The sequence below is a fragment of the Paenibacillus sp. B2(2019) genome, from assembly GCF_008370385.1.
GTDB lineage: Bacteria > Bacillota > Bacilli > Paenibacillales > Paenibacillaceae > Paenibacillus_AQ.
Genome location: NZ_VTZR01000020.1, coordinates 324,022 through 342,774, shown reverse-complemented (window position 1 = coordinate 342,774; position 18,753 = coordinate 324,022). Strand labels below are relative to the sequence as shown.

16 protein-coding genes and 1 pseudogene are annotated in these 18,753 nt (G+C 43.1%); 13 read left to right on the top strand and 4 right to left on the bottom strand.

Annotated features, from left to right (window positions below; genetic code table 11):
• The first annotated feature begins 27 nt into the window (after positions 1–27).
• From PAENI_RS19175 to PAENI_RS19160, 4 genes are all read left to right on the top strand, one after another.
• Positions 28–519, top strand: a complete 492-nt coding sequence (locus PAENI_RS19175) for an RNA polymerase sigma factor (RefSeq protein WP_149646359.1) — start codon at positions 28–30, stop codon at positions 517–519.
• On the top strand, positions 519–1,193 hold the full coding sequence (locus tag PAENI_RS19170; RefSeq protein ID WP_223178974.1) for a zf-HC2 domain-containing protein: 675 nt from the start codon (positions 519–521) through the stop codon (positions 1,191–1,193). Before PAENI_RS19175 ends, PAENI_RS19170 begins: the two co-directional genes overlap by 1 nt.
• Before the next feature lie 364 nt (positions 1,194–1,557).
• Positions 1,558–2,877 carry an aminoacetone oxidase family FAD-binding enzyme gene (locus PAENI_RS19165; RefSeq protein WP_149646357.1) on the top strand — a complete coding sequence of 440 codons (1,320 nt, stop codon included), beginning with the start codon at positions 1,558–1,560 and terminating at the stop codon, positions 2,875–2,877.
• 31 nt (positions 2,878–2,908) lie between these two features.
• Complete coding sequence (locus tag PAENI_RS19160) at positions 2,909–4,225, top strand: BaiN/RdsA family NAD(P)/FAD-dependent oxidoreductase (RefSeq protein WP_149646356.1); 1,317 nt, start codon at positions 2,909–2,911, stop codon at positions 4,223–4,225.
• 138 nt (positions 4,226–4,363) lie between these two features.
• On the opposite strand, the gene PAENI_RS19155 is transcribed toward PAENI_RS19160, so the two are convergent.
• Complete coding sequence (locus tag PAENI_RS19155) at positions 4,364–5,353, bottom strand: zinc-binding dehydrogenase (protein WP_149646355.1); 990 nt, start codon at positions 5,351–5,353, stop codon at positions 4,364–4,366.
• Between the two features lie 128 nt (positions 5,354–5,481).
• Here PAENI_RS19155 and PAENI_RS19150 point away from each other — a divergent pair, with 128 nt between their 5' ends.
• A complete protein-coding gene (locus PAENI_RS19150; RefSeq protein ID WP_149646354.1) occupies positions 5,482–6,339 on the top strand; it encodes a LysR family transcriptional regulator in 858 nt (285 codons plus the stop codon).
• 87 nt (positions 6,340–6,426) lie between these two features.
• Entirely contained in the window at positions 6,427–7,680 is a 1,254-nt protein-coding gene (locus PAENI_RS19145; protein WP_149646383.1) for a mechanosensitive ion channel family protein, read from the top strand.
• 142 nt (positions 7,681–7,822) lie between these two features.
• On the opposite strand, the gene PAENI_RS31900 is transcribed toward PAENI_RS19145, so the two are convergent.
• The gene (locus PAENI_RS31900; protein WP_179085866.1) at positions 7,823–7,999 is read right to left on the bottom strand and encodes a hypothetical protein; all 177 of its coding nucleotides are present in this window, start codon (positions 7,997–7,999) and stop codon (positions 7,823–7,825) included.
• A 336-nt stretch (positions 8,000–8,335) separates the two neighbouring features.
• Between PAENI_RS31900 and PAENI_RS19140 the strand changes: the two genes are divergently transcribed.
• The 5 genes from PAENI_RS19140 (at position 8,336) to PAENI_RS19120 (ending at position 15,142) form a co-directional block, all read left to right on the top strand.
• Positions 8,336–10,459, top strand: a complete 2,124-nt coding sequence (locus tag PAENI_RS19140) for a pectate lyase family protein (RefSeq protein WP_149646353.1) — start codon at positions 8,336–8,338, stop codon at positions 10,457–10,459.
• Between the two features lie 241 nt (positions 10,460–10,700).
• Positions 10,701–11,627, top strand: coding sequence for an alpha/beta hydrolase (locus PAENI_RS19135; protein WP_149646352.1), 927 nt, complete (start codon positions 10,701–10,703; stop codon positions 11,625–11,627).
• A gap of 230 nt (positions 11,628–11,857) precedes the next feature.
• A complete protein-coding gene (locus PAENI_RS19130; RefSeq protein ID WP_042184055.1) occupies positions 11,858–12,541 on the top strand; it encodes a Crp/Fnr family transcriptional regulator in 684 nt (227 codons plus the stop codon).
• A gap of 144 nt (positions 12,542–12,685) precedes the next feature.
• Positions 12,686–13,309: a DUF5312 domain-containing protein gene (locus tag PAENI_RS19125; protein ID WP_262495651.1), complete on the top strand. Its 624-nt coding sequence runs from the start codon at positions 12,686–12,688 to the stop codon at positions 13,307–13,309.
• Positions 13,310–13,321: 12 nt separating this feature from the next.
• Positions 13,322–15,142 (top strand): cyclic nucleotide-binding domain-containing protein, encoded by a 1,821-nt coding sequence (locus PAENI_RS19120; protein ID WP_149646350.1) that lies wholly within the window; start codon positions 13,322–13,324, stop codon positions 15,140–15,142.
• Here PAENI_RS19120 and PAENI_RS19115 read toward each other — a convergent pair.
• Positions 15,135–15,447, bottom strand: a pseudogene (locus PAENI_RS19115) (hypothetical protein); the annotation flags it as partial. The gene PAENI_RS19120 and the pseudogene PAENI_RS19115 overlap by 8 nt on opposite strands.
• A 17-nt stretch (positions 15,448–15,464) precedes the next feature.
• The gene (locus PAENI_RS19110) at positions 15,465–15,890 is read right to left on the bottom strand and encodes a MarR family winged helix-turn-helix transcriptional regulator (protein ID WP_410477477.1); all 426 of its coding nucleotides are present in this window, start codon (positions 15,888–15,890) and stop codon (positions 15,465–15,467) included.
• A 308-nt stretch (positions 15,891–16,198) separates the two neighbouring features.
• Here PAENI_RS19110 and PAENI_RS19105 point away from each other — a divergent pair, with 308 nt between their 5' ends.
• Positions 16,199–17,587 carry an MFS transporter gene (locus tag PAENI_RS19105; protein WP_149646348.1) on the top strand — a complete coding sequence of 463 codons (1,389 nt, stop codon included), beginning with the start codon at positions 16,199–16,201 and terminating at the stop codon, positions 17,585–17,587.
• 213 nt (positions 17,588–17,800) lie between these two features.
• Positions 17,801–18,688: a DMT family transporter gene (locus PAENI_RS19100; protein WP_149646347.1), complete on the top strand. Its 888-nt coding sequence runs from the start codon at positions 17,801–17,803 to the stop codon at positions 18,686–18,688.
• The last annotated feature ends 65 nt before the right edge of the window (positions 18,689–18,753 follow it).

Here is an 18,753-nt window from a genome sequence, read left to right as displayed (position 1 = left end):
GTCTTATATATGTAAGGTGGTGAACCCTTGGACAAATCAGATGAGTTAGAAGGAGTCTATGATCAATACTTCCGTGATGTATACATATTTGTGCTGTCGTTAAGCAGGGACGAGCAGATTGCCGAGGAAATTACACAGGAAACCTTTTTTAAAGCGCTGAAGCGAATTGACCAGTTCAGGGGGGACTGCAAAATGAGCGTCTGGTTGTGTCAGATTGCGAAAAATACTTATTTCTCCTATATTGACGGGCAGCGGAGGTTCGCTTCGTTGGCTGTACAGGAAGAAGAGGGTAGCATTAACCTGGAGCAAAAACTCATTGATCAGACTGAAGCTCTGCGTGTTCATAAGGTTCTGCACGTTTTGAACGAGCCGTATAAGGAGGTTTTTATGCTTAGGTTATTTGGAGAACTGTCTTTCGATCATATTAGTCAAATCTTTGGGCGAACGGAAAGCTGGGCAAGAGTGACCTATCACCGGGCTCGGCTAAGGATACAGAATCTACTAATGGAGGATAAATGATGAACCGAATCTCATGTGACGTAGTTCAAGATCTTCTCCCCTTGTATTATGACGACATATGTAGTGAAACTAGCAAGGGACTGGTGGAGGAACACCTTGCTGATTGCGCAGACTGCCGTTATTCTCTGGAACAATTGAAATCCAGCCTGAGCTTGCCCATTCAAGATATGGAAGTAAATAAATTGGAGGGAAAAGGGCTGCAAAGCATTAAAAGAATGTGGAGCCGTACTCGATCGATGGCTTTTATGAAAGGATTGTTTGTGGCTGCTTCCGTATGTGGAATGTTGATTGTTGGCTACTTCGGTCTGTTCCGCTGGAATATCCTACCGGTGTCATCCGAACATATTATTATTTCTGATATAAGAACCATATCAAGCGGTGAAATTGCTTTTCGTGTTCAAATCAGGGACGGGTATAGTTTCGCTCACGTGAAGAATACCGTTAAGGATGATGGGAGTTTCTATATGACCCCCGTTCATCCTCTTATCATATCGAAGAAATATAATGCCTTCAATCCAGTCAATGGCGAGATGTTCGTCAATCCTCTGAATGTAAGGGCCTATCAGAAGAAGTATGGTAAGAACGTGGAGATTACGTCCATCTACTACGGTTCACCGGATCATCCGATTCTGATTTGGAAGAAGGGAATGGAACTGCCGACGGTAAGTCGATAATTAAGGGGCTCAAGTTGAGACAAGGGCTGTTCGACATCCCTCGGCTCCATATGGAGTATTATTGAAGACACCATGAAGGGTGTCTTTTTTCATATTATCAGAGTATGATCTGGACTATGCGTGGCGGTTCAAAAAAATGAGTATCTTGCTAGGTCCAGTAACTTTCATATGTGGAATTAAAGATTGCAGTGAAGAAGGCGTGAAGACCAAAAAATTTAAGGTTCTATATAAGGATAAAAATGGCAAACATAGGACGGAGGAGTTAATAGGGAGATATAAATGAAAACCAGTATACTTATGCTATAATTTAATAAAGTGTTTCTGTGCTTTTAGAAAAATTGGATAAAGGATGCATTGACCAACCATGTATGAGAATCAGACTTCTATGCACCACAAGCTGTTAATTATCGGCGCAGGTGCTGCCGGACTAATGGCCGCTGTTACTGCGCGTGATATGGGTATCGATACTGCCATTCTGGAGAGCAACGACCGGATTGGAAAGAAGATATTAATGACAGGTGATGGCCGCTGCAACATTACGAATGATTCCACTGCGACGGGTACGGATGAAGCGGTCGCTTTGTCGCGTAAGTACCACAGTAATCAGGCTGGATTTCCATTGGCGGTATTACAGCAATTTGGCATTCGTCAAACCATTGATTTTTTCTCCTTGCTCGGGCTTCCGCTTACAAGATTGAAGGAGGGCTTGATGTATCCGATGTCGCTGCAAGCTGCAGCGGTGCAGGATATTTTTCAGCTTGCGCTGGAGGATCGGAATGTTCCTGTATACCTCAAGAACAAAGTGTTGGATGTTACTGTTTCGACGAATCATCCGCGCTTCATGATAAAATGTCAAACGGAAACAGAGGAGGGGGAGGTACAAGAGGTTGTTTATACCAGTGAATATCTATTTCTCTGTGCGGGTGGCCTTACCGGTCCAAATGCGGGAAAAGAACCTCCTGGTTATACGCTTGCCGAACGTCTGGGGCACTCCTTGGTCGAGCCTTTGCCAGCCATTGTGCAATTGAAGCTGAAGTATCCGAATATGAGGGCGCTGACCAGTATCAAATTTCAGGGACAAGCCCATATCTTTGTAAATGGTAAAAACATTCTCAGTGCATCTGGTGAGATTGCTTTCACGGATTATGGCATTTCTGGTCCGGCAGCTCTCCAGCTAAGCAGGGTAGCTTCTTATCATCTCGCAAGAGGAGAGAATGTGACAGTATCGGTTGATCTGATGCCGGACCGCACGGAGGAAGAGCTAGTTAATTTTTTGGAAATGCTCTGGGAGACCTTTGGACACCGGACTGTTGCAGATTCTCTTGTGGGTATCTTCAACAAGAAGTTGGTTTCTGTCCTGCTGAAGGAGGCAGGCATCGACCAGCAGCCACAGCTACTTTGCCAGGATCTATCGATGAAAACCAAGGGGGAATTTTATCGAATCTTGAAGCGTTGGGAATTTAAAGTGACGGATACCAATGGCTTTACGAATGCGCAAGTGACAGCAGGCGGCATTGATACGTCGGAACTCATCGAAGGAACGCTGGAATCCAAGCTGGTGCCTGGGCTGTATTTGGCTGGCGAAGTGATGGATGTGGACGGAGATTTCGGCGGCTATAACCTGCAATGGGCCTGGAGTTCCGGATATGTGGCCGCTATGGCGCTAGCTAAGTCAATTCAATAAATTTATTAGGAAAAGGGATGCATCAATTAACATGTATAAGGATCAGACTTCTAAGCACCACGAGCTGTTCATTATCGGTGGGGGTGCTGCAGGTCTAATGGCTGCAGTTACAGCGAGGGATCAAGGTATTGATACAGCAATTATTGAAAGCAATGACCGGCTTGGGAAGAAAATAATAACGACGGGTAACGGGCGTTGCAACATTACGAACCAATCCACCGCCACCGGTACGGATGAAGCGGCCGCTTTATCACGCAAGTATCACAGTAATCAGGAAGGATTCCCAATACATGTATTGCGGCAATTCGGTGTCCGCCAAACGATCGAATTTTTCTCCTCGCTCGGGCTTCCTTTTGTAAGCTTGGAGAATGGCCGGATGTATCCGATGTCGCTGCAGGCGGCTTCGGTGCCGGGTGTATTTAAGCTGGCGCTGGAGGATCGGAATGTTCCCGTATATTATAAACATAAAGTGTTGGATGTTACCGTTTCGGCGGGACATCCGCGGTTCGCGATAACCTGCCAAACGGAGACAGAGGAGCTAGTCGAGTATACCAGCGAATACCTCTTTCTATGTACGGGGGGTCTTACTGCTCCGAAAACGGGAACAGATGGATCCGGTTATACGCTTGTCGAACGGCTGGGACATACTATGATTCATCCTGTGGCAGGCATTGTGCAATTGAAGTTAGATTATCCGTATTTGAAGGAACTATCTGGCATCAAATTCGAGGGATTAGGTCATATTATCGTAAACAATGAAGTCATCCGCAGTGAATATGGTGAAATTCTTTTCACGGACTATGGCATCTCGGGCCCGCCAATACTTCAGCTAAGCAGGAAGGCTGCGTATAATCTCGGAAGAGGAGAGTCCGTGACATTGTCGGTTGATATGATGCCGGAACGTACGGAAGAAGAGGTAATTGATTTTCTGGAAACACACTGGGCGATCTTCGGGCACCGGACAGTTGCGGACGCCTTTATCGGCATCATCAGCAAGAAGTTGATTCCGGTTCTGCTGAAGGAAGCGGGAATTGATCAACAGGTTCACCTGCTCTGTGAGGATTTATCGTGGAAAACTAAGAAAATATTTTATCGACTCATGAAGCGTTGGGAATTTAAAGTGGCCGATACCAATAGCTTCACGAATGCACAAACAACAGCTGGTGGGATCGATACGATTGACCTAGTTGAAGGAACGTTGGAATCTAAGATTGTACCTGGGCTTTATTTGGCAGGTGAGGTGATGGATGTCGATGGTGATTGCGGCGGCTATAACCTGCAATGGGCCTGGAGCTCAGGCCATGTCGCTGCAATGGCGCTTGCTAAACGACGTGCCGGCACCACATAAGAGGATAGAGGGTTGCTGACCTTGATACGTTGCGGTGAATACTTGCATGCACTTGAACGCACGGCGGCTAGTGAATTTGCCACGCCACGGCTCTGCTCCGTTTGGAGTAAGTAAAGACACCTTGTGAGGTGTCTTTTTTCAATCAATTCTTATTCCAATATTCCCAGACTGCTCCCCCTGTTGCATTCGCTGAAAGGCTTGAAGGGTGTCTTGTAAAGGATACACTCTATCAATGATAGGGTATATCGAGTGGAGTTCCATAAATTGAAGCATCGCAACAAACTCCTCACTGCTTCCCATTGAGGTGCCGATGATACTAATTTGGGGGTAAAATATGGATCGTACTGCTAATTCCATTCGATCTCCTGAGCTTGCCCCAAATGTAACGATCCGGCCATTTGGCTTAATGATATCAAAGTACTGTTGGAACGTCGCTGGCCCGATACTATCCAGGATGAGATCCACTGTTTCTCCTTTCATACTTTCCTTCCAATCACTATGACTGTCAAAGGCATGATCTGCCCCATGTGCAAGAGCAACTTGTCTTTTTGTTTCACTTCGTGATGTGACACTGACTCGTGCACCCGCTGCTGAAGCCATAAGCATGGCATAAGTAGCCACACCGCCACCAATACCTGGAATAAGGATATGTTCACCTTGCTGTAATCGGCCTCTCGTAAACAAAGCCCGATAGGCTGTCAAGGCAGACAAGGGCAACACGCCCGCTTCTTCCCAAGACAAATAAGCTGGCTTGCTGATGGCATTTTGCGCAGGGATGATGATAGACTCGGCAAATGTACCATCTGAAGGGCCGCCCACTATGGCCGGAACGTTCGGGACATCGTGGGTGATTTCCCATCCGATACACGGATTAATGATTACATCGGTACCTACTGTAAGTGATGTTACGCCTTCACCTACCGCTTCAATTATACCCGCCCCATCAGAGCCCATAATCAGGGGAGCATCCTCATTTGTTCGATCCGCCATGAGAAATAAGTCTCGATGATTTAACCCTGCGGTTTTCAGCCTTACTTTTACTTCGCCGAAGCCCGGCTGTTTGTCAACAACGTCTTCATATGTCAGGCTCTTCAAGCCGTTCATCCCAGCATGTACGATTGCTTTCATCCTAATCCTCCAGTAATTCGTATTTCAATGAATCTATATTGAATTGTACAGAGTGGGAATCATACAGTAAAATGAACAAAACCGAATGTGAGTATCATAAATGATCATACCAAGCAGGTGACATAGAAATGGAAAGCGGAGATTTAAGAATATTTCAGGCTGTGGCTCGAGAGGGTAGCATAACCAAGGCTGCGCAAATGTTGAACTATGTACAGTCTAATGTGACGACTCGAATTCAGTATCTTGAGGCTCAGTTGAAAACACCCCTTTTTCGGAGATCCAATCGAGGAATGGCGCTAACTTTGGCTGGCGAGAATTTACTGGGATATGCGGATAAAATACTGACTCTGATGGACGAGGCTGTGAAAACTACACAATACTCGGACCATCCTGCAGGGCCTCTTCGGATAGGCTCCATTGAAGCGACTGCAGTCATTCATCTGACTCCTCTATTGGCCGAGTATCAATCACGATATCCGGATGTTAATTTATCGCTCACTACGGGTGTGACACATGCGCTCTTACAAAAGGTGCTGGATTACGAGCTTGATGGAGCGTTCGTCTATGGTCCTATTGATGATCCAGATATAGAACATATCGCGGCCTTTGAAGAGGAGTTGGTGTTGATCTCTGAGCCGGGACAAAACGAAATGTATGAGCTACTCATGAAACCGATGTTGTTCTTTGACGTTGGATGTACGCATCGGGCAAAAGCAGAGAGTTTTCTGAGAGGCACTGGCCTGACCACTTATCAGATTATGGAATTTGGCACATTAGCAGTTATTCTAGATGGCGTTTCCTCTGGACTTGGTGTGTCTATGCTGCCACAGTCATCGATTGCCAAGGCGGAAGAACAGGGCATAATCACTTCCCACCGTTTGCCTGAAGAGTATCGAGATTTGCAGGTATGGTTTGTGCATAGACATGACACAATTTACTCAAGTGCGTTAACCAGGTTAATACAATTAGTTGAAACTAGGCAATAATAGTTCACCCGCAACGATCAATACGTCGAATGTTAGTGCTAGACCATTTCATCACACAATTTAAGTAGCACGCAGCAGGAGGAAATGATGAATTTTATAAAAGATCAACTAGCAGGATACGGTGTAAGTGAACAAATGACAGGTTATCTTTCGAATATAATCATGGTCTTATTTATAGCACTACTCTCTGTACTGGCCAATTTAATAGCTAAAAAAATCGTGCTGAAGATAATTATTCATTTCATTAGTAAGGATCGGTATGCATGGGATAATATCGTTTTGGAGAAAAAAGTGTTTCACAAGCTGTCGCATCTTGCGCCAGCCTTCATCATCTATTATTCTGCGTCTATCTTTCCGCTATATCAGGCTTTTATTGAAAAATCCGCCTTAACTTATATGATTATCGTAACTATCACGGTGTTTAATGCACTACTTAATGCTATCGATGCTATTTATCGCTCGTTTGAGGTCTCCAAGATTAGACCGATCAAGGGGTACATTCAGGTTGCAAAGATTATTCTATTTATCATTGGTGTTATTGTGGTGATCTCTAACCTCATTGGTCAGAATCCACTGATTATACTTAGTGGGTTAGGTGCATTATCAGCTGTTTTTATGCTGATTTTCAAAGATTCTATATTGGGCTTGGTGGCAGGTGTTCAATTATCATCTAATGATATGGTGCGTGTAGGTGACTGGATCGAAATGCCTAAATATAATGCGGATGGTGATGTAATTGACATTACATTGAATACGGTAAAGGTTATGAATTTCGATAAAACAATCACCATGATTCCTAGCTACGCACTTATTTCAGACTCGTTCAAAAACTGGAGGGGCATGCAAGTATCTGGCGGCAGAAGGATTAAACGAAGCATTCATATCGATACAAGCAGCATATGCTTTTGTACAAAAGAAATGATGGAGGAATTCCAGAAGATTCACTACCTTTCCGATTTTATAAGGGCAAGATTAAATGAAATTAGCATTTATAATATCGAACATCAAATCAATACGGAGAGTAAAGTAAATGGAAGACATCTCACGAATGTTGGTGTATTCAGAGAATATATCCATGAATATCTGAGGAATCATCCTAAAATTCATAAGGATATGACGCTGATCGTCAGACAGCTAGCGCCAGAGGATAATGGACTGCCCTTAGAAATCTACGCGTTTAGCAATGATACTAACTGGGTGGTGTATGAATCGGTTCAAGCTGATATCTTTGATCACATTTTTGCAGTTGTACCGATATTTGGGCTTCGTGTCTTCCAAAACCCGACGGGCCATGATATCGCTCGCATAAAAGAAAGCAAAGAGTATTCATCAGGATACTGAAGATAAAAATGATTTGCAGGAGAAGGCATTTCTTAATATCAGTAAAAAAGCGACCATCGTGGTCGCCTTTTTTACGTTTTTTTCATTTTGGAAAGGATCATAAAACGTGCGATTTATTGGGGTTCGGACATAGCTGAAGACTCTAATGGAAGTTCCCAGATTCATTTTCTGAGAATTTGCCGTCGCTGTCATGCAGAGCTTGTTTGCGGCGATCATTACGGGCTTGCTGCTGCTGTTGGGCTTCCAGGCTGTTTACGGGCGTGGCTTCCAGTTCTTTTACTGTGTTGATTAGATTCTTATCTGGTTGATTTGCACTCAATTGAAAGCTCCTCCCTTGATTATCTAATGGTTGTGAATTTTATTATGTGCTGGCTACTGTGTGGCTATTCATGTTGTATTTTCACAAGAGTCCAGGATACATTGCTGAAAGTACGGGTGTATCAATGCTCTGTCCTATAATCATTAACTCAGAATACTGTTAGATGTGAAAAATATGAGCAAATGATTGTATCGGAACTGATTTCTGTTCTGATATGTTGAGGATGTTTTAGTCCCATAAAATGTAATATTTTCAGGAGGTGAAAAGGAAACTTTATATCTTCTTGCAAGCGGTTACAATTCTATCTGCAACAAATCAGAATCAGGAGGGAATAAAATGAAAAAAAGTATTGCCAAGGTAATCAGTATTGGTGTGTTGTTTTCTCTTGCACTTTCTTTGATAGCAGGTGGATGGACAAATACAGTAGTGCATGCTGCTGGTCTTTCGATAACAGGCAGTGGAGGCTGGAATGAAGCGGCATATGTGGAATGGTCACCTGTAAGTAATGCGACAGGATATAATGTATATGTTAAACAGGCAAGCGCATCAGATTCAGGGTACCAACAGGTTGATAATGAATTGATCCGCAAATATTCTTCCTATTGGAGAGCGGATGCTGTAGGGCTTGCAGCTGGAAGTTATGTAATGAAGGTTGAAGCTACCCTGTCAGGGGGAGGAACGGCAAGTGCGGTATCAAATACGTTATCCGTAACGTCATATGATCGATCTGGGTTTGCTTTTTCGGCAAGCTCGCCATTTGGTACGGGTTCTGGCGCTTATAATGAGAATGGAAGCCTCAAGAATGGTGCTCAAGTGCTGTATATAACATCTCAGAATGCGAATACCGTAACACTTGATGTGAAAATCAACAGCTCGGGCGCTGTACAAACAGGCGTTGGTCTTGGTAGCATCTTGGCTCTGAGACAAAAGGGTTATGATACAACCCCACTTGCCATCCGAATTATCGGTAAAGTTACAGCCGCTGACCTGAGTGGACAGCTTAACAGCAGTGGATATCTTGAAGTCAAAGGTAAAAATAATTATTCGGAAATGAATATTACAATCGAAGGTATCGGAAAAGATGCTTATGCATACGGCTGGGGATTGCTGCTTAGATATGTTGGTAATTTGGAAGTAAGAAATCTGGGTGTGATGTTATTTCCTGACGATGGCATTTCAATGGACACAGGCAATGCGAATGTATGGGTGCATAATAATGATATTTTCTATGGATCCGCAGGGGGCGACGCGGACCAAGCCAAAGGTGACGGATCTACGGACCTCAAAAAAGGATCAACGTACATTACCATCTCGTACAACCACTACTTTGATTCCGGAAAGGCTGCTCTAGTCGGACTTAGTGAGTCTGCAGAATTCTTTGTCACCTTCCACCATAACTGGTTCGATCATTCGGACTCCCGTCATCCGCGGATCAGGGTGGCCTCTGTTCACGTCTATAATAACTTTTATGATGGAGTCTCGAAATATGGTGTCGGCGTTACAACCGGAGCTTCGGCCTTTGTGGAATCCAATGTTTTTAGAAATACTAAAGACCCAATGCTTAGTTCCTTACAGGGTACAGATGCTTTAGGTGAGGGGACGTTCTCGGGTGAAAATGGAGGTATGATTAAAGCTTATAACAATCTAATTGTTGATGCTTCAAGTCTTATCTACGCTAACTCCAATACAGGGACAGCTCCTGCTAATGCAACCTCATTTGATGCCTATTTAGCCTCGTCGAGAAATGAAACCGTCCCAAGCTCATACAAAGCATTAAAAGGCGGAACAGCTTATAATAACTTCGATACGAGCGTCCAAACTGGAGTGAACGTATCGAATATTGACAACGTAAGCAATGTAGAACAGGTTGTTACCGCAAAAGCCGGACGCCTGAATGGCGGAGACTTCACATGGGCATTTAATGATTCCGTGGATGACGCATCGTATGCGCTGAATACTGCACTGATGTCTGCAATCAGAAGCTACACAACGGGGCTTGTCTCTGTAGGGGGCAATTCAAACCCAACAAGTCCGACACCAACGCCAACAGCGACTCCATCTCCAACAATAGCACCAACAGCAACACCTGTACCGACAACGACACCGACGGCAACGCCAGTGCCGACAGCGGGAGCAACCGTTCATAACTTTACCACTGATGGAACAACGAGCAGCTTCTTCAATATCCAAGGAAATCTCTCAACAAGTAAGGGAAATGTGACATATCAGGGTTTAACCCTAACCCAATGTCTAAAAATCGAGAGTGCAACCAGTATTCAGTTCACAGCTGCTAAAGCTTCAACCCTAACCCTAGTGTTCAATACAGAAGGAACTAAAATAAAAGTGGATGGAACAAGTTATCCTATAACGAATGGCATTGCCACTGTCTCCCTTACGGCGGGCGCACATACCATTACGAAGGATAGTACGGCGAATCTGTATTATTTGAAGTTGGAATAGATAGTTTATTTCTACACCGTGCTTCCATAAACTTTTCAAGCAGCGGTTCGACGTGCCTTAGCTTCATAAGGAGTATTAGAAAAGCGACCTTTAAAGGTCGCTTTTCTTGTGATCTTATTACTTGAATCATGCCGACGCAGCCGTGGTCGGATGCGCTAACGCTGATCTTACGATTACTAGACAGTTTAGTACGATTTGCTAATATGTAATTAAGTAAATAACTTAATAGAGGAGGAATCCAATGGATAAATACAATATCCATAGCGACTTTGAACCCTACGCGAAGACGACACTCCCATTAAATCCTTTGTTATTACCAATTTTGAATAAACTCATTGCGAGAAGTGTGAATAAATTCAACTCACCTGAAGGTGTGAATGTAACGAAAGAAGTTATTGCAGGCTATAAAGACGGAACAGTCGAGCTAACGATAATTGAACCTGATGGTATCCCGAAGAATGCCCCCTGCCTTATTTACATCCATGGAGGAGCATTTGTCCTAAAAGCAGCACCTTCCCATATCCATTGGGCCTGTGAGTATGCTTTAAAGGCACCATGCAAAGTAATATTTGTAGATTATAGATTAGCCCCGAAGTACGCTTTTCCATTTGGTGTCGAGGATTGCTATGCAGCTTTTGAATGGGTCTGCAATCATGCGGACGCCTTAGACATTGATAAGAGTAGAATAGCTATAGGTGGGGATAGTGCAGGTGGCGCGCTTGCTGCTGCAGTGACTCTAATGGCTCGTGACAGGGAGGCCCCTCCTATTTGTTTTCAAATGCTACTTTATCCAGTAACAGATGCAAGACAGACAACGGAATCCATTAAAGAGTTTACAGACACGCCGCTGTGGAACTCCAAACTTAATAAGAAAATGTGGGAGTTGTATCTCAAGAATGGAGTAGCAGCTGGCAAGAGAGAATATGCGTCTCCTATGGAAGCAACTTCATTAAAAGGTTTGCCTAATGCCTATGTTGAAATTACAGAGTTTGATTGTTTGCGGGACGAAGGTATTCATTACGCTGAAGCTTTACAAAAAAATGGGGTTGAGGTTGAAGTGTATTATACCAAGGGGACCATTCATGGGTATGATATAGCGGAAAAAAGCGAAATTGTGCAGGAGAGTGTAACAAGAAGAATTGAGGCCTTACGAAGAGCTTTTAAGTAGAAAATAAGAATCAAGCCATGAGCATCCTTTCGATGATCCATGCGTTTGATTCTTTTTTATTTAAATCTCCAGAAAATGTAAAAATGTCACATGATAATTTGATGACTACAGTCACTATTTATCTTAAATTAAAAGTATTACAATAAAGGATGGTCCTAAAGATTTAACTTTTGCTAGAGTTGAAGCCTAATAGAAATTATAAAATGATGCACTGGAGGCTGCTCTTGAAGATGAACCCACAACTGTTACGAGACTTCCCGTTCTTCGAACATCTTGATGATGAATATTTAGCCGAAATTGCCAAGTTATGTAGCGAGCGTACTTATATAAAGGGAGAGTCCATCTTTTTTGAAGGTGAAGAGGGAGAGGAACTCTATCTGGTTATATCTGGAGTTGTTCAAATCTATCAAGATAACCACTCTAGGGATGTAATCCTTTCTATTTTTAGAGAAGGTGATTTCTTTGGAGAGATGGCTTTATTGCAAAATGAAAGAGCACGTTCTGCGTCTGCAAGAACCATTGAGAAATCCACCTTATGTATTCTGAAAAAACGCGATTTCATACCCTTATTAAAAAGTAATCCGGAAATACTAATCGGCATTTTGGAAACAGCGTTAGATCGTCTACGTGATGCCAATAAATTAATAACAGACTTGACCGTTATTGACGTGCGTACGCGCATTGCTCGCGTGTTGTTGCGTCTAACAGAACAGCATGGAGTGCCCTCTGATGAGGGTGTTCTAATCGATTTGAAGCTGACGCATCAACACCTGGCAGATATGACAGGAACGGCGCGCGAGACCGTGACAAAATCATTGCTTGGATTACAGGATGAGCAGTTAATACGTATTGATCAGAGGAAAATACTCGTGTGCAACATAGATAGACTTAGAAATATACTTGATGTAATTTGAGTTCGAGTATTTGGAAATTGTAATTGGGGTTACAGACCATTAATTACCCAAAATGATATAACAATATTAACAAAGAAAGCGCATATTTGGATTTGTTAATCGTAATGACGCAATGATCATCCATAAATGAAAAGAGGAAATGAAATGAGCGTGAAAAAATTAGTTTTATCTATGTCAGGTACTTTTGTACTGGGGATCATTGTAGGAGGGGCTTTGTTGTATAACAATTCGGTGTATAACTCTGTTAAGGATGCCCTGAATGGAAATGCCACGCAAAATTCGGTAGGTAGCGTTGATATGAGTGGTATGACACAGGTTAACATTCAGGGCATGGATCTTGAAGCAGCAATGATGGCTGTACAGTCGAGTCGTGCAAGTATGTTAGAGGATCAGTTGAAAGATCAAATCGCATCCGTACAAGCCAAGAATGAAACAATCTCAAAACTGAATCAATTGCTAGGAGTGATCAATGAAGAGCTAGCGAAGCTTCCTTCAGGTGCCGAGGCCAACACTGCTGTAAAGCTGGCAGATGACAAGGGGGCCATGTTTACTGCTATGAGTATGGCTATACCGCAAACAAAAGGGCAACTTGAGAATCTGTTGGGACAAATCAAATCACAGATTGATAGTGCAAGTAATAGTCAGCAAATGGACATGCTGCGCCTGCAAAGTCTAACGAATAAACGTAACGAAGCTTTTGATACAATGACAAATTTTATTAAAAAAATGCAAGATTCCAGAAGTAGTGTTATTGGAAATATGCGGTGATGAGTTAAACCTATGATACCAAGTGCTGCAGTCGATTTTCTACGTGATCATCCGTTATTACGAGGTATTCCTGATGATGAGCTACGAAATGTAATTAACGCTATAAAACTTATGTCTTTAGAGGATGGACAACGACTTCTTATGGAAGAGTCCACCTCTAAGGACTGTTTCATTATATGGCAAGGGAAAGTGCAAGTCACCTCGGTGAACTTAGTTGGAAAGGCGCTGCTCTTAGCTGAACTTGGACCGGGAGAGTTAGTAGGAGAGATCGGTCTTATTCGGAACGTACAAAGATCAGCTAGTGTTACGGCAATCGGGCCAGTACAAGCTTTGCGTCTAGACCGTTCCTCGTTCGAATATTTGGCGAAGCTGAGTCCGCTATTTTATGAGAGTGTACTTGTGAATACACGGATCCGAATGATCCATAGTATGCTTCGCAAAGCGACAATTTGGTCGGTCATCCCTGATGCTGAACTTCGGGGTCTTGCAGAGATTACAACGATCAAGAAAGTAACGAAGGGCGAAGAGATTATCGTAGAAGGTGCGGTAATGGATCAATTTCTCATGATTAGTAGCGGGAGTATCGAACTTCACGGTCAAAAGCGGCGCAAGACTGTTCTTCGTGAAGGGGATTTTTATGGAGAGACAGAGTTACTAACAGACACGGCTTCCTCACACACGTTGATCGCGATAGAAGATAGTGAATTGCTAATCATGGGCAAGTTAGAATTCTTAACTATACTCGATTATTACGCTCCGGTTCGTCAACAACTCATTGAGTTTCTAAATATGCGAACCCCCCATCTGATGGAGAGAGTTACAATTGCTTTCGGCGAGGAGTCTATTATCGAGGATAATGAATCGCTACCTAAAGCCAAAGACAATTGGATTAACCAGTTGCTATGGCTGGTCGGTGGATTCCTTGTCTTATCCTTCTTGGCACTGTTCCTTCATAGCCAATGGTGGAAGATCGCCGCCTTAATTGTTGGAGGTGTGGTGGGTCCCCTAGCATTCGTAGCTTTTGTGAGAAATCAGCAGTTAATAGGCTTTCGTCAGAGGAGGCTTGGTTTAGTTTTTGTGTCTACCGCAATTGTTGCTATCCCTCTGGCTTGGTATTTAGAGCGGATTTGGCTTTTTGAAGCAAAAGCAAGTTCCTTTGACTTTTCGCAGTTTTACGTACCTTTGTCTGTAGCTCTAATAGAAGAAACTGCAAAATTATTAGTCTGTGTGATGCTCGTTCGAACGCGAAAAATCCATTTTTTGATGGATGCAGTGGTGTTTGGTGCCGCAGCAGGAATGGGATTCGCTGCAGTGGAAAGCATTATTTATGGATGGGTGCATATAGATGAAGCCTCTTCACTTGGGATGCTCGCCGTCCTATGGATGAGAGCATTATTATCGCCATTCGGTCATGGAACATGGACTGCGATCGCAACTGTGGGTATCTGGTATGCAAGCAGCATGCATAAGCACTCGAATTTGGGGGACGGTAAGCCGTGGACGAGAGGGCTACGTGCAATGGAGATGTTTTTGGCAGCAGTCGTGATGCATTCACTATGGAATTATCACTTTGAATCGGGTCTGATGAAGGCGGGAGCTATGGCTGTAGTCGGGTTTATAGGAATCTATTTATTATTTTCACTTATTCGTAGGGGAAGAAAAGAGGAGTTCCATGCATTGAATATGTTGAATCCAACCACGCATGAGGCGATAAGGCATGACGATCAAGTGAAGCCTATGACGCAGGAGCTTTACTGTGAAGGCTGCGGGTCATTGTCTCCTCAGGGTACCCGCTACTGTGCACGCTGTGGCCAAGCATTAAGGGTTAAATGATAATTAACTCTGACGTAGATCCAAAAGCTCCATTCCTAGAGGAACGGAGCTTTTTTACGTGTTTATTTAGAAGCATGTGAAGGATTCCAGTGTAGACCCAAAATCTTCCGCTGAAACCCCACAACCGAGGTGCGTCCTACGAAAACCGGGAAAAACCAGAATTGATTTCTATTCACGAGCTAAACGTACGTATTCCGAAACAAACAACCAGCAATGGCTCCGGGGTCTACAGCAAAGGGCGAGACCGCAGATTGCTGAGGGATGAGTTCCGGGGGAGGTGAGCTGGGTGCCGTGAGTTCCTGTTCCTCGATGTGGCTGCGACTCACTTAGCTTCTTCACATAAATCGGAGATTGCTTTGTTTTTGGTTAGTTGCAATAGAAGGTCATAGAATTGCTTTCTTTGCTCCATTGAAAGATTCTCGAGCATGTTGTCAGCGACTGTATCCTGGAAAGTAAGAACTTCCTCAATCGTGGATTGTGCAAGCTCCGTAAGCTGGATCAGTGTAGCTCGTCGGTCGGTTGGGTCAGGAATTCGAACGAGGAGCTTATCATGCTCAAGTGCATCAACAAAATCGGTAACGGTGCGTGCTTTGATCCCTAACTTAACAGCTAACTCATTCATACGGATATTGCCTGTTTCGGCAACGACTGAAAGCAGGCGTAACCTGGGACCGGAGAGATGATAAGGCGTATTAAGCGCTAATAACTGGGATTGAAATTCTGTTTTAATGTAGTTGGTTGATCTCATTAATATGTGAATGACGTCTATCGCCTTGGGATGATCTGTGTTCACGGATGTAGTGCCTCCTTGACTTTATTGTCAATTTTTCATTCTCAATTTCATGGCAACGATGAATATGTGTGCACTCTTAATGAGTATACTCTTTATATTATACTCTTATAAGGCGTATCCAGCTATAGTTCCATGTAAAGGATATAACTTGACAGGTGAGAAAATAATGAGTATCCTCAGTAATATATAATACTGAGGATACTCATTATTTATCTTTTTACTTATAGTTCATTATGAATTTAATCAGAAAAGAGGTTTAGATTATGGCGGATACATCATCACAAAATGCAGATAAGCTGCTGAAAATACTTGTAGTTACCCTAATATTCTCGGTTATGAACGGTACGATGTTCAATGTAGCTCTTCCTGAGATCGGCAAAGAGTTTAATCTCGTTCCTTCGCAGGTTAGTTGGATTATGACCAGTTATATGGTGGTTTACGCGGTAGGTTCCATCGTCATGGGGAAATTGGCGGATAAATATCGGTTGAAGGATTTGTTAACGTATGGACTGCTTATATTCGCTCTCGGTTCATTAATAGGTCTGCTTGCTAGTGAGTTTTGGATTATTATTCTGGGCCGTGTAATTCAAGCTGCCGGTGCTTCCGTCCTTCCTGCAACAGCAATGATCATTCCAATCCGTTATTTTGCTCCCGAGAAGAGGGGGAGAGCGCTTGGAACTTCTGCGGTTGGGTTAGCGCTTGGTAATGCTTTGGGACCGGTCGCTGCAGGCCTCATCACCAGTTTTGGAAGCTGGAGACTCATGTTCGTCCTTTCTTTGCTTCCGCTACTGACGCTTCCTTTCTTCCGAAAGTATTTAGATAATGCGAGAGGGAAGGCAGGAAGTATTGATGTCCTTGGTGGCGGGTTACTAGCTGCAGCAGTCGCAATCTTCTTGCTTGCCATCACACAGATGCAACTGTGGTTGTTCCTCGGGGGCCTTGTCTTGCTAGCCTTATTTATCATTCGGATTCGGAAAGCTGAGGAACCCTTTATTAAACCCGTTTTGTTCCGTAACAAAACCTATTCGATTGGGTTGTTGCTTGCTTTTACGACGACAGCTATGAGCTTTAGCATGACATTCATGACACCACAATTTCTAGCGACAGTGAATGGTTTGTCCCCTTCGACCATTGGGTTCGTGTTAGTACCAGCTGCTATTGCTTCGGCTATCATGGGACGCAAGGGAGGCAGGTTGGCTGATGATCGTGGTAATTTCGTACTTGTGTTCGTCGCTTCGGTATTGTTATTTCTTGCTTTCTCCCTACTCTCTACTTTTATTGGATTATCGGCATATTTCATTGCCATCATTTTAATATTAGGGAACGTGGGCCAGACTTTCATGCAAATCTCGATGTCCAATACGATTTCGCGGACGCTGCCAAAAGAGGAAACAGGAGTGGGTATGGGACTACTCTCCATGATCAATTTTATCTCTGGCGCGATGGCCATGAGTGTAGTCGGGAAAATGCTCGACAAGGGTACTGCTGTTGTGCAGTTCAATCCTTTGAATACTAATGCTACTGCCCATGTGTATAGTAATATTTTTCTCGTCATGTCCCTAGTGATTATTGCGGTAGTTGTGATTTACCGTTATCAGTTTGGTACGGGTGCTCCCGGGTCGATAAATATTAAGAAAAAAATGGAGGTTTAATATGCCGCATTCAGCGCCTTATGGATATTATTCCTTCTATAAATTAAGCGCATGAAAAACCCATGGAGGTTATAATAGATACAAAGAAGAACCGATGTTTACTAACCAACAGTACAATAGACCCCGTATCTTACGATGGGTGGGGTCTATTTTTTTTGGCGTAAGGCTGTAATGGGAAAATTGTGGAGTCGGTATTATTGAAAGGTGATTTAAATGTTAAAAGCTTATGGTTGGCTCACTTTTTGTGTAGTCGTATGGGGCAGTAATTTTGTGTTTGGAAAGATCTTAGTTGAGGACTTCTCCCCCGGTCTATTAACTTCACTGAGATTTTTATTTATAGTGTTATGTCTAGTAGGAATAACAGCTTACAAAAAGAATTTTAAGCTGGTGAGTAAATCGGATGTATTCCTAATTTTATTGCTAGGTGTTATTGGTGTGTTTATTAATCAATGGTCCTTTTTTAAAGGGCTGCAAACAGCTGATCCAACAACATCTGCAATCATTTTAGCTATGACTCCTATTTTAACTGGTTTATTAGCGGCAGTTTTTTTAAAGGAAAGATTAACGATCCGTATGTTGATGGGGTCTATTCTAGCGATCATAGGCATTTATTTTGTCGTTGTAAAAGGGGGATCCTCCTCTTTGCATTTTGATAAAGGACTACTGTGGATTGTTGTAACGATGATAACCTTCGCCATTATGATTATTATGACTAGGGTACTCTCACAAAGAATAGATCCACTCACGATTACTTTATATTCGAATCTGGTGGGCTTTATTGTATCGATCCCGTTTGCCTTCTCGCTAGATACACCTTTACGAATGAGCTCGAATATTACGGATTGGGCTCTTCTGATCGGAACAGCTGTTGTTGTACATGGTGTAGCTACACTGGTTTGGAATAACAATATTCGACATGTTGATGCTTCAAAAGCGTCTGTATTATCTAATTTAGAGCCTTTTGTAGCTATGATCATGGGATTGATATTACTGCATAAACCGATCACAGGTGTAGAAATATTAGGGTCTTTGTTCATTCTAGCAGGAGTTATGCTATCTACGTATCAACGAAAAATGCGATATAAGCAAACAATGGGCTGATTTTCTAAGCCTTTGGATGTTCTGAAGTTAATCAAGCAAATAAAACCATTTTATGGTATGTTTTT